Below are 14,806 nucleotides of genomic sequence, written 5' to 3'. Positions count from 1 at the left end.
CTCCTCAGTTGCTTGTCAGCCAGGCTTGGTGCCTGGCGTAGTGGTCGGTGCGGCGGGTGCGCAGCTCGGCGTGCGCGGTGGCCAGGGTCGGTCCGTTATCGCCGAGTGCCAGCGTCGCCGAGACCGTCCAATCCCTACCGCTGTGGGCATCGACCGATGCCGTGGCCGTGAGGCACTGCTCTACTGGAACCGGGCGGTGATAGGAGATCGCCAGCGACTTCGTGACCAGCCGCGGTTCGGTGCGCAGCACGGCCATGGTGAGCACGTCATCGAAGACGGCCGCGATCCAGCCGCCGTGCGCCACCTCGGGCCCGCCCTGCCAGTGACGTGGGCAGATGACGTCGAACCGCAGCGGGTCATCGTGTGCCTGGACGCCGAGCCGGCAGCGGTCGTCTCCGGAACAGCCGCCGCAGAGCAGGCGACCCGACGCGGACGGTTCGATCGTGAATTCGTCCGGGTGTTCACTCATGGGCGGCTTCCCGCAGCGCGGCGACCACCGTCTCGGGCACGTCGATCGCGCCGCGCCGCAACGTCTCCGCCCGGCACGCCGCGGACCGGTCGAACGGCACCCGAACGGCCCGGCCGCCTTCTACGGGTCTGGTCGCGCGGATCGACGCGGCGAACTCGGTGACGCGGCGGCGGTAGTCGTCCGGGTCGGTGAGGGCGGCCGGATCGACCAACAGTACGAAGAACCCGCAGTCGGAGATACCCGGCGGATCGGCCGCCGCTCCGCTCATCATCCCGAGCAACTGCACCACCACGGCCAGTCCAGAACCCTTGTGCCCACCCCATACCCCGAATGCCCCCGCCAGTGCAGCGCCTGGGTCGAGTGTCGGGGACCCGGTGGCGTCGTAGGCTTGGCCCGGCTCCAGTTTCTCGCCGAGCCGGGCCTTCAGCACCACTTCTCCGTACATGACGGCGGAGGTACCGATATCCCAGATGACCGGCGCCGGGTCGGCGGGAAAACCGAACGCGATCGGGTTGGTGCCGAACCGTCCTTCGGTACCACCCTGTGGAGCCACGACTGCGGGCCCGCTGCCCGCGATCACCCCGGCGAGCCCGGCCGCCGCAGCCTTCTCGAGGTAGTAGGAGAACATGCCGGTGTACCAGGTGTTGCGTGCGCCGACGACCGAGATGCCTTGCGCGCGAGCTTTTTCCATCGCCAGCTCGAGCGCTCGCATGCCGACGAGATAACCCACCTGATCGCCACCGTCGAGGGTCGCCGACACGGGCGTCTCGCCGACGACTTCGATCGGGCGCGGCGCTTGGGTGGCGGCGCGGATCCGCTCCGTGATCGACACCGCCCGCGCGAGCCCGCCGAACGACAGTCCGCGCAGTTCACAGTCGAGCAGGTGATCCGCAATGACGACGGCGCCGTCCGGGGTATGGCCGGCGGCGGTCATCGCGGCCACGGCGAGAGCGTGGGCGTCGGACAGGGTCAGAGTGGTCATGACATGCCTCTCCATCGAGGTGGGGATGAGCTCCGAAAGAGGATCGGATCGCACGCAGAGGTCTGTGTGGGGTTCAGGCGGCCGCGAGGCGGTGGTACCGGCTGCGGAAGAACAGCAGCGGCCCGGCCGCCGGGTCGGCGGCCAGATCGCTGACGCGGCCGACGACGATGCGATGGTCGCCGGCGTCGTGCACAGCCTCGATCGCGCAGCCGATCCAGGCAACGGCACCGTCGAGCACGGGATCGCCATGCGGCCCGGGATGCCAGCTCAAGTCGGCGAACTTGTCCCCACCGGAAACCGCCAGCACTCGGCAGATGTCTTCCTGTCCGGCGGCGAGCACGTTGACGCAAAACGTGCCACGCCGGGCGATAGCGGGGAATGTCGAGGACGTCTTGTCGGGCAGGAACGCCACCAGCGGCGGATCGAGCGAGACCGAGGTGAACGACGAGACGGCCATGCCTGCTGGCTCGCCGTTCACGTCACGCCCGGTGATCGCCACGACGCCGCTGGGGAAATGTCCCAAGACCGACCGAAAGACTTCCGATGTAAGCATGCTAACACGGTATAAGCATTCTTATGTAGATGCAAGCATGCTGATTCATCCACTTCGGCGAGTGCCTCTACGCTGCAGGGATGACCGACCCATTGCCCTATATCGATCCGTTCGACGACGGTCGCTCGCCCGCACGAGCGACCACTGGCATGGATGAGGCGTCGTCCCTGATCGACGCCGCGTTCCGGTTCGAACGTGCTGTCTCGAGGATCGGGAACGCGCGCCTACGGCCGTGGAACATGACCCTGTCCAGCTACACGGCGTTGCGGATACTGGCCAACCAACCGCACCTGACGCTGGCTCAGCTGTCCCGGCGTTGCTACGCCCGGCCACAGACGATGACGCGCATCGTGACCCAACTGGAGAAGCGAGGTTTCGTCGCACGCAGCGCGCACCCGGAGAGCGAGCGAGCGCTGTCGCTCGAAGTCACCAAGGCCGGTCGTGCCGCGCTCAATGAGATGGGCGCCGTTGTGCTCAAGATCAGCGACACGCTCAACGAAGTCGTCGGCCGAGAAGAGATCGTCGCCACCGACCGCCAGTTGCGGCAGGCCGCGCTCGTCGTCGAGAGCGAGCTTCGAGAAATGGGACGCTCAGATAGCTAAGCATGCGGATTCAATGTAAGCATGCTTATACTGGCCGGGTGGATCGCTTGACGATGGCGCTGGAGGCGCTGCGAGAGGGTCGGCCGGTGCTCGTGACCGACGCGGCTGACCGGGAAAACGAGGGTGACGTGGTGCTCGCCGCGCATGCCGCCTCAGCACACTGGGTCGGGTGGACCGTCCGGCACACTTCCGGTCTGTTGTGCGCGCCGCTGACCCCGCGCCGCGCGGCCGACCTGTGTCTGCCGCCGATGGTGGAATACAACGAGGATCCGCGCGGCACGGCCTACACCGTGAGCGTGGACGCGAAAATCGGGGTGACCACGGGGATCAGTGCCGCGGACCGGGCCCGCACCCTACGGCTGCTCGCCGATCCGGCGGCCACGTCCGCGGATTTTGTGCGCCCGGGGCACATTCTGCCGCTGCGCGCACGAGCCGACGGCGTGCTCGAGCGACCGGGGCACACCGAGGCGTCGGTCGACCTCTGCCGGTTGGCGGGTTTGCCTCCCGTCGCGGCCATCGCGGAACTGGTGGACGCCGACGGCTCGATGCTTCGCGGCCCCGCCGTCGATGCGCTTGCTCATCGCTTCGACCTGCCAACTCTGACCATTGCGGAGCTGATCGGCTATCGCCGCCGGAATCCCTCGTCGGTCACGGAACAGCCACGCGTCGTGCGGACCGCCGAAACCGAGCTGCCGACCCGGTACGGTCGCTTCCGCGCGCTGGGCTATCTCGACCTGCGCACCGGCGCCGACCACCTCGTCCTCGTGCACGGCGAGCCGCGCGGCGAGGTGACCGTGCGCGTGCACTCCGAATGCCTCACAGGCGAATCGCTCGGCTCTGAGCGTTGCGACTGCGGCCCGCAACTCGACGCCGCACTAGCACAGATCGGGCGCGACGGCGGCGTGCTGGTGTACCTGCGCGGGCACGAGGGAAGGGCCATCGGCCTGCGAAAGAAACTGGCCGCATACAAAATTCAGGACGGCGGACTCGACACGGTGGACGCCAACCTCCAACTCGGCGCACCGGCCGACGCGCGCGAATACGGCGCCGCCGCAGCCATACTGCTTCACCTGGATATCACCCGCGTCGGGCTGCTGACCAACAATCCCGACAAGATCCGGGATCTCGAAACCGGCGGAGTCTCCGTCGCGCGTCGCCTTCCGCTCACGGTCGGCGCCATGCCTGCGAACCTCCGGTACCTGACCACCAAAGAGCACCGAATGGGCCACCTGTTCGGCAAACGCGAAGTTCCCTGAGCAGCTCGTGTTTCGCGGTCAGCCTGCAGTGTTTGCCCAGGCCAGCGGATGGTGTGGATTTGTTCGGGGGTGGGGTCGCCGGGTAGGTCGGCACAATATTGGGCGGCGATCAGCGTGCGCCGCAGCTTGGCGAGCATGTCGGGATAGCTCGGATGGGTTTTCCTGGTGTACCAGCGCGCCCGGGTGACGGTGTTCGGTTACGACGGCGGGTGAGTGCCCGGCGAGGTGGTACCAGAGCACGACCAGGGTTTGGGTGAGCATCCCGAACGGGACAGTGCGCTCCACCGCCAGGCGGGTGCGGTTGCGGGCCTCACCGGCACCGGTGACATGCTTCGCCGAGAAAAATGCGACCTCGATGTATTCCGCACGCATGACGGCAGCAAGCCGGACGGGCGGCAGCACGGCGGTCAGGAATCGGCTATATGCGTGAACAGCGCTGCGGCGCGGGCGATTATCTCGCGGTCTTCTGCGCTGAGGGTGTCCAGCTGTTCGTCGAGCCAGGCATTGCGCTGCGTGCGGGCGGCGCGAGCGAGTTCATCGCCTTCCGGTGTGACAGTGAAGAGCACCTTGCGGCCATCGTTCGGGTCGCGGGTGCGTACGACGTACCCGACCGAGGCGAGGCGGTTTACGGTCTGACTCATCGAGGCAGGCGACACCCGGTCGTGTTCGCTGAGTTCTGTCAGGGTCTGCGGCCCGTGCTTGTGCAGGCGGGTGAGCACGGCCAGTGCCGAGTCTCCGAGGCCGCCTTCGGGGCGCTCGCTGCGAAAGCGGCGGTAGAGGCGCCCCACGGCCAGTCGCACGCGCCCGCCGAGGTCGGTCTCCTCACCTTCGCTCGGCTGTCTGCTGGTTGACCACTCCTCCACAGGTTATTAATATACCTAATGATGTCTTTCTTATACCTAAATAATTGGCGTTCGGCGGAGACCGATCGCTACCGGTGGGTGGCGCTGACGAATACGACGATGGCCGTGTTCATGTCGGCGCTGGACGGGTCGATCGTGATCATCGCGCTGCCGGCGATCTTCAAGGGCATCGGTTTGGACCCGCTCGCTCCGTCGAACATCGCCTACCTGTTGTGGATGATCATGGGGTACCGGCTGGTGCAGGCGGTGTTCGTGGTGAACCTGGGCCGGCTGGGCGACATTCTGGGGCGGGTGCGGATCTACAACCTGGGTTTCGTGGTTTTCACCGCGGCCTCGATCCTGCTGTCGGTGGATCCGTTCACCGGCGTGCACGCGGCGTTGTGGCTGATCGGCTGGCGTTTCCTGCAGGCGTTCGGCGGCTCGATGCTGACGGCGAATTCGGCTGCGATCCTGACCGATGCGTTCCCGCCGCAGCGGCGTGGTCTGGCGCTGGGGGTGAACCAGGGCGCGGCGATCGCCGGGCAGTTCCTCGGGCTGGCCGCTGGTGGGCTGCTGGCGGTGTGGGACTGGCGGGCGGTGTTCTGGGTGAACGTGCCGGTCGGCATCGCTGGGACGTTGTGGGCGTACTTCCGGTTGCGGGACAACGGGATACGGAGTCCGGCGCGGGTCGACTGGTGGGGCAACGCTACTTTTCGCGATCGGCCTGAGTGCGATTCTGGTCGCTGTCACCTACGGGATCCAGTCCTATGGCGGTCACACGATGGGCTGGTCGAACCCTGCGGTCGTCGCGGGGCTCGCCGGCGGCGCGGCGCTGCTGGCCGTGTTCGTGGCGATCGAGCACCGAGCCGAGCAGCCGCTGTTCCAGCTGCGCCTGTTCACGATCAGGGTGTTCACGGCCGGTATCTTCACCGGATTCATCGCCCGGCTCGCGCAGGGCGGCTTGCAGTTCGTGTTGGTCATCTGGTTGCAGGGCATCTGGCTGCCGTTGCACGGGTACGACTACAGCCAGACGCCGTTCTGGGCGGGCATCTGCCTGCTGCCGCTGACGGCCGGGTTCTTTGTCGCAGGCCCACTGTCGGGCACCCTGTCCGACCGATTCGGGGCGCGCTGGTTCGCGTCCGGTGGCATGCTCCTGTTCGCGTCGAGCTTCCTCGGACTGATGGTGCTGCCGGTCAATTTCCCGTACTGGGCGTTCGCGCTGCTGATCGCCCTGAACGGGGTGGGTATCGGGATGTACAGCTCGCCGAACTCCTCCTCGATCATGTCCAGCGTCCCAGCGCAGTATCGCGGCGCCGCTTCCGGGATGCGGTCCACCTTTCAGAACACCGGCACTTCGGTGTCGATCGGGGTGTTCTTCTCCCTGATGATCGGTGGCCTGGCCGGCGCCCTACCACACACTCTCACCAGTGGCCTTGCGCAGCATGGCGTTTCGCCTCAGGTCGCCTCGCAGATCGGCGGTCGCCCGCCGGTCTCGTCGCTGTTCGCGGCCATGCTCGGTACGAACCCCATCCACTATCTGCTGGCGCAGCACGGGGCGCTCGCGTCGCTGACGTCGGCAAACCGGGACCTGCTGACCGGCGAGAGTTCTTCCCGGACCTCATCTCCGGTCCGTTCCACAATGGATTGGTCGTCGTATTCGCCGTCTCCGCAGCCCTGGGCGTTATCGCCGCGATCGTCTCTCTCCTACGCGACCACAGCAGGCCATCGGCGCAAAAACCGCCCGCGTTCGGCCGGCTCGCCCGCCTGGCGATCCTGAGTCCCCGATATCCCAAGGAGTGCACACCATGCCGCTGACCACCCTGGACCCCACAGTTGCCCTCGTCGTGGTCGATCTGCAGAAAGGGATCGTCACCGACGCGTTCGCGCGGGTCGTGGCGAACTCCGCGGCCCTGGCGAAGACCTTCCGCGCCCACGACATGCCGGTCGTGCTGGTCAACGTCACCGGCCGCGCTCCCGGGCGCACCGACGCCGACCGCCATGACCGCAGCACCGGCGGGGCCGGCACGCTGCCGCCGGGCTGGGCCGACATCATCGACGAACTCGAACCACGGCCCAGCGACCACCTGATCACCAAGCGGCGCCGCAGCGCCTTCCACGACACCGGCCTGGACACCCTGCTGCGCGACCTCGGCGTCACCCAGACCGTGCTCGCCGGCGTCGCCACCAGCAGCGGTGTCGAATCGACCGCCCGCTCGGCCCACGACCGCGGCTACCACGTCGTGCTCGCCACCGACGCCATGGCCGACCGGGACCCCGACTCCCACCGGCACAGCATCGAACGCGTCTTCCCCAAACTCGGCCAGACCACCACCAGCGCCGAAATCATCGACTTCTTCAGCCGCCGACCAGGCGGCCGCACCACCCATTGAACTGATAGGAGCAGTCATGCCCGCTAATCCCCTTGGTGTCGCACTGCGCAACCGGCGCGCCGGACACCACACCCTCCTCTGGGCCCACCCCGACCTGCAGGCACCGCAAAACTTCACCCTGACCAGCCCCGCCTTCGATCACAAGGCCCCCATACCGGAAAAACACCGCGGCAGACTCTTCGGCGCGAACCTCTCACCCGCCCTCGACTGGACGCCACCGCCCGCCGACAGCGTCGAACTGGTGCTCATCGTGCAGGACCCCGACGTTCCCATCGGTAAGCCCGCCACGCACGCCCTCACAGTCGGTATCGACCCCGCACTCGGCGGCATTCCGGAAAACGCCCTCACCCACCCGAGCCCCGTGCCGGGCATCCGGCACGGCAAAGGTCCGCTTGGCCGCCGCGGTTGGGCGGGGCCCATGCCGATCCGGTCACACGGACCCCACTCCTATGTCTTCCAGCTCTTGGCCCTCGACCAGGCCTGCGGGCTGTCGGCGGGCTGCACCCTCGATCAAGTCACCGCCGCCGCCGCAGGCCATGTCATCGGCCGCGCCCGGCTGGACGGGACATACGAGATTCGCTAACCGACCCGCGACCGCGCAGATGTGCCGATCGTCCCGTCCATCGCCGTGATCACCCCCGGCCCCATGTGGCACACCGTCACCACCGCGCGGCAACCCCCTTCGACCCAAGGAGTCGATTCCATGAAGCCCTGGCGACTACTACCGTGCGCACTCGTCTTCGCTGCGTTCACCGTCCCGGCGATACCAGCGGCAGCGGCCCCACCGATGACCGTGACCAGCACCAGCATGCCGAACGGATCGACCGTCGCCGCTGCTCAACTCTGGTCGCTGTGCGGCGGCCAGGACCGCTCGCCGGACCTGCACTGGTCCGGGGCGTCCCGATCCGTCGAAAGCTACGCCGTGACGATGTTCGACCCCGATGCGCCGTTCGGCGGCGCGTGGCATTGGGTGGCATTCGACATCGCGCCGACCCTCAGCAGCCTGCCCGAGGGCCTACCGGCCGGCAGCCCGTTGGCACGACAGGCCGACAACACAGGTAACCAGCCGCACTACGACGGCCCGTGCGCGCCCCCTGGGCCGCCACACCGCTACATCGTCACCGCATACGCCCTCGACGTCGCGTCCCTGCGGCTGCCCGACGGCGTCGACAACGCCACCGCCCGCGCCGCCATCTCCGCCCACACCCTCGCGACCGCACAGCTCACCGCGAGCTTCGCACCGCACATCGAGAGGTAGAAAATGACGCAGCCGACGACCACCCATCTGGACGATCACTTCTTCGCCGACCCCGACGAGCTGTACCGACGCCTACGGCGGGAGTCCCCGGTCGCGCGTGTCACAACGCCGGCGGGGATGACCGCGTGGGTGGTCACCCGTTACGAGGACGCCCGGCTCGCGCTGAACGATCCGCGGCTGTCCAAGAACGCCACCAGGCTCACCGGAATCCTCGACGGGCAATCGATCCCACACGGACAGCAACGACTCGGCGACGCCACGGCGCCGAGCATGCTCAACACTGACCCGCCGGACCACACTCGGCTCCGCAAGCTGGTCACCCGGGCATTCACCGGCCGAGCGGTCGCCCGGATGCGAGCCCGGATCGAGGACATCGCCGACCAGCTCGCCGATGCGATGGCGACCAAGAGTGCCCTGGGGGAAACCATTGATCTGATCGATGAGTTCGCCTTCCCGCTCCCCATGACCGTGATCTGCGAGCTCCTCGGTATCCCCGACGGTGAGCGAGACGACTTTCGCACCTGGTCCAATACCGTGCTCTCCTTCTCTCCCTCGCACGAACGCCTCGCCGCCGCGGCCGCGATGCATAAGTTCCTGGCCCAGCTCGTCCGCGACAAGGCCACGAACCCGGGCGACGACATGCTCTCGGCGATCGTGCAAGCCTGCGAGGATGGTGACTCACTCTCGCCCGGCGAGGTTCTGTCGATGGCGACCCTGCTGCTCGTGGCCGGGCACGAGACAACAGTCAACCTCATCGGCAACGGTGTGCTGGCCCTGCTCGGCCACCCCGACCAACTCGCCGCGCTGCGCAACGACCCGTCCCTGATCCCCAACGCCGTCGAGGAGATCCTGCGCTTCGACGGCCCGGTCAACCTCGCAACCCTGCGCCACACCACCGAGCCGGTCGAGCTGGCCGGGACCACGATCCCGGCCGGCGAGATCGTGCTCGTGTCACTAGTGTCGGCCAACCGCGACCCCGACCGCTACCACGAGCCCACCGAACTGGACATCACCCGCGACGCCTCCGGACACGTCGCGTTCGGCTACGGGATACACCACTGTCTCGGCGCCCCCCTCGCCAGGCTGGAAGGCCAGATCGCCTTACGCACGCTCATCGAACGCTTCCCGGACCTGGCCCTCGCCGAAAACCCCCAGCACCTCGCCCGGCGCCAGAGCACACTCATCCACGGCGTGACACGGCTACCCGTCCGCCTCCAGCCCCGGATGCGATCGATCCGCAAATAGACTGCCGCACTTCCTCTTCCGGCCCGTTCCTCTGCATTGCGACAAACGGAAATCCCGCAGTTGGACGGCGTTTCGATACGACGGCACCAATGAAATCCCGCTTCCAACTTTCCTGGTCTGCGATCCGTTTGGATCTACACAACGTCAGCAGGACGTCGCGGACTCGCTGGTGTTGACTGCAAATACGGTAGGCCGCGTCAGCGCACCTCATACATTCCTGGGTGCGTGTGTTCGATGTGCTCGAGGCAGTGTCGCCGGTGATGCGTTACACCGGGCGTTGGAGTGCGTCAGCGCCGGGTCGCACTGCCCCTCTCTCAGGCAAGACCAGGGGCCGCGGCGGCGAGCAGTCGGCCCCATCGCGGCGGAAGTGCCTGTGCACTGAGGGCTCGCAGGCACTGCCACAGCGTGACGGCGACCGAGTCCAGCACGGGCACTCCGGTTCTCGACTCGACCTCGGCGGCTATCGGTGCGCCGTACATGTTCGTGCAGAGGTAGGCGAGGGCATCGGGATCGGCCGCCGCCAGTTCGATGGAATGTGGCAGCAGGTCCGCGGGTGGGATGCGTGCGAAGGATTCGTTGTCGCTCAGGCCCAGGCCGCGGTGGTTGGTGATCGCTATGCCCTCGTCGGAGTAGCGGGCGGCGATCCGCGCGTTGACGTCGTCGGTGTACGGGGTGAGCAGGGCGAGGGTGCTCAGGCCGGAGGTGTGCGCGAGATCCAGATAAGCCAATGTGGTTGTCGTCGAGGGGATTCCGGTTGCGGCGGTGATGTTTGCGACGAGAGCGCGGTCGTGGTCGGGGCCGAGCCAGGATCCCGAGGTGCCGTTCCAGGCGATGACGTCCACGTCGGCCGTTGCCAGCAGTTCGGCGGCGCGGCACATGGCGTCGGTGTCGAACTGCCGGTCCGAGCGGGTGTCCAGGGCGATCCGGGTGACGGGTACGCGGGTGGCGTGGATGGTGACGTCCTCGCGGTCCGCGAGCATTCGATGGGTCATCGGTTCCAGACAGGTATTCGATGACGGCACGATCATTCCGATCCGGCCCGGACGGTCCCGCGGCGTCATCGCTGTTCCCTGTTCGTCATGATCGCGCCGTTCACCTCGCGGTAGCCGCCCCGTCGCAGGAATCGCCCAGTCGGTCCCGGATCGTGGAATATGCCGTCCTGCACGACGATTCGGCCACCCGACACGACGACCCGCGGCCAGCCGCGCAGGAGGCGTCCGTCGAACGGTGAGAAGTCCGTGCCCATGTGCAACCCCGCCGCCGCGACCCGGCGCGTCTGCTGCGGATCGAACACGACGAGGTCCGCGTCGTATCCGGGGGCGAGGACGCCCTTGCGGGGAATCGCGTTGATGCGAGCCGGCGCCGCCGCGAAGACCTCGGCGAATCGTTGCAGGACAGCGGGATCGGATGGATCGCCGAGTGCGTCGGCCAGGGCGGTGAACGCCACCGGCATCCGGGTCTCGACGCCGGGCAGCCCGTGCGGCATGTTCCGAATGTCATTGCTAAAGGCCCGTTTCTGGGTCAAGTCGTAGCAGGAGTGATCGCTGGCGACGGTGTCGATCGTGCCGCGCGCGAAGCGTGCGCTCAGCGCGGCGACATCCGCCGCGGATCGCATCGGCGGGCAGCAGGCGAACCATTCGGGGAATGCCGAGGCGTATACGCTGTCGTCGAGAACCAGATAGTGCGGGCAGGTCTCGGAGTGTACGGCCTGCCCCCGCGCGCGGGCCGCCTCGACGAGATCGACGGCGCCCGGCGTGGACTGATGCACGAAATACACCGGCGCACCGACGTATTCGGCCATGGCCAGTACCTCGCACACCGATGCCTCCTCGGCCGGTCCGGGGCGGGTCCGGTGCAGGTGCTTGACGCCGATTTCGCCTGCGGCCGCGTGCATCTCGGTGCAGTCGGCGATTATCGCGTCGTGTTCGGCGTGTACATAGGTGAGGCCGTCGAGCCGGACCATTTCCCGCATCACCCGCAGCACGGTGTCCTCGTCGGCCATCGTGGTGCCGCGATTGGTCATGTACAGCTTCACCGAGCGGACCCCGAGCGCCGCCAGCTCGGTCAGCTGAGCGGGAACCGTTGGATCCCAGGCGATCACCGAGCCGTGCAGGGCTACATCGCAGCGCGACGCGGCGGCGAGGGCGATCTTGTTCCGGGCCGCGGCCAGCGGCGTCTCCGTCGCGTCGCGCGGTATGCCGAAGTCCAGGATCGTGGTCGTACCGCCCCACAGCGCTGCGGTCGAGGTGACCGCGTAGTCGTCGAGTGTGCGGTACGGGCCGGTGATCTGGGCGATGTGGCAGTGACCGTCGACGCCGCCCGGGACGACCACCAGGCCCGCCGCGTCGATCGTCCGGGTGGCCGCGGGAACGGGCTCGCGGGCATCGACCAGGGCGCTCACCCGCCCGCCGTCGACGACGACGTGCGCGAGGGCGGAGCCGGTCGAATTGACCACGAGCCCATGGGAGATGACGAGATCGGGCATCAGCTGGCCTCGTTGACGCCGGGATACTGGGCGCGGTACTTGCCGACGTGATGGGCCGACTGGGCGACCGCGCGGTCGGGATCGCCGCTGGCTATCGCCTCGACGAGATCGCGGTGTTCCTGCACGAGCTCCGTCATGTCGGTCACGTGTCGAAACAGCCAGTGCATGCGTCCCTGCAGCGGTTCGAGCGCGGCACGCAGGAATTGATTCCCGGCGACCGCGGTGACCTGGTCGTGCAGTTCGCTGTTCGCCCGATGCGCCGCGGCGAGATCGCCGTCGGCCACCGCCCGCGCCGCGGTGTCGACCAGGCCGCGCAGCGTGGCGATGTCCGCGGGCGTGGCCCGTTGCGCGGCGAGGCGGCAGGCGAGCACCTCGAGCGCGGACCGCACGTCGAAGAGCTCCCGCGCCTGTTCCTCGGTCAGATCGGCGACAACCGCGCCCCGTGTCGAACGTTCGGCGAGCAGACCCTCCTGAACGAGCATGCGCACGGCCTCGCGGACCGGCAGCCGCGAGACGCCGAACTCGGCGGCGAGATCACGTTCGATCAGGCGCGTGCCGACCGGATAATACCCCTCGAAGATCCGCGCGCGCAACGTATCCCGGATTCGCACGCGCAGCGGCGCGGCCCGCCGCGCCCCCTCGGGCGACTCTGTCACGGATTCCCCCTACCAGACCGGAAACTGACGATGGCCGCGATCGGGGCATGCCCCGGTGGGGTCTGATGTTCTGTGCCACCCGAGACGAAGATGCGTGCGTCGCCGGTCTGGCTGGCGATGATCGCGCCGACTGCGGCGCGGGAGTGGCGCTCGTAGTTGATATCCGCGTCCGACAGCATTGTGGTCCGATGCCCGCGCAGTGTCCCGCCCACGGGCGCCTCCGCCTTGGCGAATACCGCCGCTACTCGGTCGCGAGCGGAATCATCGGGTTCACAGTCGAATTCGAGTCCGGCGTGGCGCAGGGCCGAGCGGACGCCGTCGATGTCGATCGCATCGGCGAGGGCGGCGTGCCCGATCCGGAATCCGCTCGAGGCGCTGCTCGAGTTGGCCAGGACGATCACCTCAGCGGCGACCAGTTCCCCGCCCGCGGAGGTCGAGGCCACCGTCGAGAACAGCGTCATGTCGTTGGCGATCACCTCGTCGGTGATCGCGCTCACCGGGACCTCACCCAGCGCCAGGGCGACCCCGAGCGCGGTGGCGCCCCGCGCGTAGGCCTTGGACCGGTTCGGATCGGTGGTGACCACCGCCGCACCCCGCCCGTGCGCATCGGCGATGCCCGACGGGGTCAGCAGCGGCCCCTTCACCTGCACGTAGTGCACGTCCGCGACGTCGCAACAGAGGTCGTCCAGGGCCCGGCGGACAGCAGCGGCGACCTCGTGCACCGTGGCCATCCGGCCGATCTCCTCGGGCAGCAGATCGCGGGTCCGCTGCACCGAGATGGCGAGGCGCTTGCTGCCGTCCGGGGACCCCTGTGGGGATTCCTTTCGGGTGAACACCGTGACGTGCGGTGACAGCACGCCCTCGCAGCCGCCGGACCAGACGAACGCGACCTGCGCCTCGACCTCCTGCGGGGTCTGGCCCCGCACGGTTGCCAGGTACTGCGCGAAGCTGCTCGTGGCGAACGCACGGGTGAAATCGTTGGCGCCGCCGTTGCCCTCGGTCTTGCCGATCGTCGCGACGATCGCGGCCGGATCGATCGCACCGGATTCGACCAGCGCGCGTAGCTCGGTGACGTCCCCGGGATGGGCCATCGACAGCCTGTGCACACCGACATGCATGATGTTGTCTCCCTTGTGTGATCAGATCGCCCGGACGGGGTTGACGAGGCCGCCGATGCCGGTGGCGCGGCATTCGACGATGTCGCCGTCCTGCAGGAACTCCGGCGGCGTGAGCTGGTAGCCGCATCCGCCGGGCGTGCCGAGTGTGATGATGTCGCCGGGCTCGAGAGTGATCCCCTGGGACAGCCAGCTGATCACCGAGGCGGGGGAAAACAACATGTTGCCCGCCGATTCCTGTTGCCGCACTTCGCCGTTGACCAGCAGCTCCACAGTCACGCCCGTGAGCTCGCCGAGCTCGTCGGGTGTCACGATCGCCGGTCCGATCGGGCAGTAGGAGTCCTGGCCCTTGCCGTAGAGGAACTGGCTCGTCCGGAACTGCAGGTCGCGGGCGGACACATCGTTGGCGAGTGTGTAGCCGAAAATGTGGTCGGGGGCGTCGGTTTCGCTGATCCAGTTGCCGCCGCGGCCGATGACGATCGTCAGCTCGACCTCGTAGTCGAGTTTCGCGGTGAGTCGCCGATCGAGGATTATCGGGGCGCCCGGGCCGGTGACCGCCGTGACCGGCTTGGAGAAGAACAGCGGGACCTCGGGTATCTCGATCGTCAACCCCAGTGCGTGTGCGTTCATTTCGACGTGAGAGACGTAGTTCAGGCCCACACAGAACACGTTCTTTCGCGGACGCGGTATCGGAGACAGCAGGGCGAGGTCGCCTAGCCGGTGAATGTTCGCAGCCACGGCCACATCCCCGCGAGTGGCCGGGTCGGTCCATTCCCGTGCCTGCTTCATCGCCGTGGGCCCGCCGTCGATGAACGCGAGCATCGATTCGAACGTGGGATTTCCGCCGCTCACCCCGGACAGATCCAGGATCTCATGCTCGGTGAGGTGCGCGCCGAGGTGCGCGATTCCGCCGTGGGTGAATGTCACGAACCTCATCGGCTCGGCTCCATTTC

General features: G+C 67.7%; 15 protein-coding genes and 1 pseudogene. 7 read left to right on the top strand and 9 right to left on the bottom strand.

All coding sequences use genetic code 11. The annotated features are described in order from the left end of the window. Positions 1–4 precede the first annotated feature (4 nt). The 3 genes from AC5WS7_RS03925 to AC5WS7_RS03915 all read right to left on the bottom strand — a co-directional run bounded on the left by AC5WS7_RS03925 (position 5) and on the right by AC5WS7_RS03915 (position 2,004). A complete protein-coding gene (locus tag AC5WS7_RS03925; protein WP_495952933.1) occupies positions 5–469 on the bottom strand; it encodes a PaaI family thioesterase in 465 nt (154 codons plus the stop codon). Continuing rightward, positions 462–1,451, bottom strand: coding sequence for an Ldh family oxidoreductase (locus tag AC5WS7_RS03920; RefSeq protein ID WP_495952932.1), 990 nt, complete (start codon positions 1,449–1,451; stop codon positions 462–464). Before AC5WS7_RS03920 ends, AC5WS7_RS03925 begins: the two co-directional genes overlap by 8 nt. 73 nt (positions 1,452–1,524) lie before the next feature. Further along, positions 1,525–2,004, bottom strand: coding sequence for a flavin reductase family protein (locus AC5WS7_RS03915; RefSeq protein ID WP_495952931.1), 480 nt, complete (start codon positions 2,002–2,004; stop codon positions 1,525–1,527). A gap of 80 nt (positions 2,005–2,084) precedes the next feature. On the opposite strand from AC5WS7_RS03915, the gene AC5WS7_RS03910 reads away from it, so the two are divergent. Both AC5WS7_RS03910 and ribA read left to right on the top strand, forming a co-directional pair. Then, complete coding sequence (locus AC5WS7_RS03910; RefSeq protein WP_495952930.1) at positions 2,085–2,606, top strand: MarR family winged helix-turn-helix transcriptional regulator; 522 nt, start codon at positions 2,085–2,087, stop codon at positions 2,604–2,606. Positions 2,607–2,644: 38 nt separating this feature from the next. After that, complete coding sequence (ribA, locus tag AC5WS7_RS03905) at positions 2,645–3,862, top strand: GTP cyclohydrolase II (RefSeq protein WP_495952929.1); 1,218 nt, start codon at positions 2,645–2,647, stop codon at positions 3,860–3,862. Between the two features lie 407 nt (positions 3,863–4,269). On the opposite strand, the gene AC5WS7_RS03900 is transcribed toward ribA, so the two are convergent. Further along, entirely contained in the window at positions 4,270–4,662 is a 393-nt protein-coding gene (locus AC5WS7_RS03900; RefSeq protein WP_495952928.1) for a MarR family winged helix-turn-helix transcriptional regulator, read from the bottom strand. Between the two features lie 84 nt (positions 4,663–4,746). Between AC5WS7_RS03900 and AC5WS7_RS03895 the strand changes: the two are divergent. The 5 genes and pseudogenes from AC5WS7_RS03895 to AC5WS7_RS03875 all read left to right on the top strand — a co-directional run bounded on the left by AC5WS7_RS03895 (position 4,747) and on the right by AC5WS7_RS03875 (position 9,597). Further along, a pseudogene (locus AC5WS7_RS03895) lies at positions 4,747–6,519 on the top strand (MFS transporter). Next, a complete protein-coding gene (locus tag AC5WS7_RS03890) occupies positions 6,510–7,094 on the top strand; it encodes a cysteine hydrolase family protein (protein WP_495952927.1) in 585 nt (194 codons plus the stop codon). Before AC5WS7_RS03895 ends, AC5WS7_RS03890 begins: the two are co-directional and overlap by 10 nt. 16 nt (positions 7,095–7,110) lie before the next feature. After that, positions 7,111–7,677 carry a YbhB/YbcL family Raf kinase inhibitor-like protein gene (locus tag AC5WS7_RS03885; RefSeq protein WP_495952926.1) on the top strand — a complete coding sequence of 189 codons (567 nt, stop codon included), beginning with the start codon at positions 7,111–7,113 and terminating at the stop codon, positions 7,675–7,677. Positions 7,678–7,797: 120 nt separating this feature from the next. Continuing rightward, the gene (locus AC5WS7_RS03880; RefSeq protein WP_495952925.1) at positions 7,798–8,352 is read left to right on the top strand and encodes a YbhB/YbcL family Raf kinase inhibitor-like protein; all 555 of its coding nucleotides are present in this window, start codon (positions 7,798–7,800) and stop codon (positions 8,350–8,352) included. Between the two features lie 3 nt (positions 8,353–8,355). Further along, positions 8,356–9,597: a cytochrome P450 family protein gene (locus AC5WS7_RS03875; RefSeq protein WP_495952924.1), complete on the top strand. Its 1,242-nt coding sequence runs from the start codon at positions 8,356–8,358 to the stop codon at positions 9,595–9,597. A gap of 314 nt (positions 9,598–9,911) precedes the next feature. Here AC5WS7_RS03875 and AC5WS7_RS03870 read toward each other — a convergent pair whose 3' ends face one another. From AC5WS7_RS03870 to AC5WS7_RS03850, 5 genes are read right to left on the bottom strand one after another with little or no spacing between them, the layout of a single operon-like run. Next, positions 9,912–10,658: a maleate cis-trans isomerase family protein gene (locus tag AC5WS7_RS03870; protein WP_495952923.1), complete on the bottom strand. Its 747-nt coding sequence runs from the start codon at positions 10,656–10,658 to the stop codon at positions 9,912–9,914. Next, positions 10,655–12,082, bottom strand: coding sequence for a dihydroorotase (locus AC5WS7_RS03865; protein ID WP_495952922.1), 1,428 nt, complete (start codon positions 12,080–12,082; stop codon positions 10,655–10,657). The genes AC5WS7_RS03870 and AC5WS7_RS03865 overlap by 4 nt, the downstream gene beginning before the upstream one ends. Further along, positions 12,082–12,738, bottom strand: a complete 657-nt coding sequence (locus AC5WS7_RS03860; RefSeq protein ID WP_495952921.1) for a GntR family transcriptional regulator — start codon at positions 12,736–12,738, stop codon at positions 12,082–12,084. Before AC5WS7_RS03860 ends, AC5WS7_RS03865 begins: the two co-directional genes overlap by 1 nt. Further along, a complete protein-coding gene (atzD, locus tag AC5WS7_RS03855; protein ID WP_495952920.1) occupies positions 12,735–13,856 on the bottom strand; it encodes a cyanuric acid amidohydrolase in 1,122 nt (373 codons plus the stop codon). Before atzD ends, AC5WS7_RS03860 begins: the two co-directional genes overlap by 4 nt. A gap of 21 nt (positions 13,857–13,877) precedes the next feature. Next, on the bottom strand, positions 13,878–14,789 hold the full coding sequence (locus AC5WS7_RS03850; protein ID WP_495952919.1) for a fumarylacetoacetate hydrolase family protein: 912 nt from the start codon (positions 14,787–14,789) through the stop codon (positions 13,878–13,880). Between the last annotated feature and the right edge of the window lie 17 nt (positions 14,790–14,806).

This window comes from Nocardia sp. PLKS1-43 (assembly GCF_059510335.1).
This window is presented reverse-complemented; position numbering and strand designations above follow the sequence as displayed.

What these genes read in the sequence shown, in the direction of transcription:
- AC5WS7_RS03925 (WP_495952933.1), bottom strand. Translation starts at nt 469, where the DNA reads ATGAGTGAACACCCGGACGAATTCACGATCGAACCGTCCGCGTCGGGT.
- AC5WS7_RS03920 (WP_495952932.1), bottom strand. Translation starts at nt 1,451, where the DNA reads ATGACCACTCTGACCCTGTCCGACGCCCACGCTCTCGCCGTGGCCGCG.
- AC5WS7_RS03915 (WP_495952931.1), bottom strand. Translation starts at nt 2,004, where the DNA reads ATGCTTACATCGGAAGTCTTTCGGTCGGTCTTGGGACATTTCCCCAGC.
- AC5WS7_RS03910 (WP_495952930.1), top strand. Translation starts at nt 2,085, where the DNA reads ATGACCGACCCATTGCCCTATATCGATCCGTTCGACGACGGTCGCTCG.
- AC5WS7_RS03890 (WP_495952927.1), top strand. Translation starts at nt 6,510, where the DNA reads ATGCCGCTGACCACCCTGGACCCCACAGTTGCCCTCGTCGTGGTCGAT.
- AC5WS7_RS03885 (WP_495952926.1), top strand. Translation starts at nt 7,111, where the DNA reads ATGCCCGCTAATCCCCTTGGTGTCGCACTGCGCAACCGGCGCGCCGGA.
- AC5WS7_RS03880 (WP_495952925.1), top strand. Translation starts at nt 7,798, where the DNA reads ATGAAGCCCTGGCGACTACTACCGTGCGCACTCGTCTTCGCTGCGTTC.
- AC5WS7_RS03875 (WP_495952924.1), top strand. Translation starts at nt 8,356, where the DNA reads ATGACGCAGCCGACGACCACCCATCTGGACGATCACTTCTTCGCCGAC.
- AC5WS7_RS03870 (WP_495952923.1), bottom strand. Translation starts at nt 10,658, where the DNA reads ATGACGCCGCGGGACCGTCCGGGCCGGATCGGAATGATCGTGCCGTCA.
- AC5WS7_RS03865 (WP_495952922.1), bottom strand. Translation starts at nt 12,082, where the DNA reads ATGCCCGATCTCGTCATCTCCCATGGGCTCGTGGTCAATTCGACCGGC.
- atzD (WP_495952920.1), bottom strand. Translation starts at nt 13,856, where the DNA reads ATGCATGTCGGTGTGCACAGGCTGTCGATGGCCCATCCCGGGGACGTC.
- AC5WS7_RS03850 (WP_495952919.1), bottom strand. Translation starts at nt 14,789, where the DNA reads ATGAGGTTCGTGACATTCACCCACGGCGGAATCGCGCACCTCGGCGCG.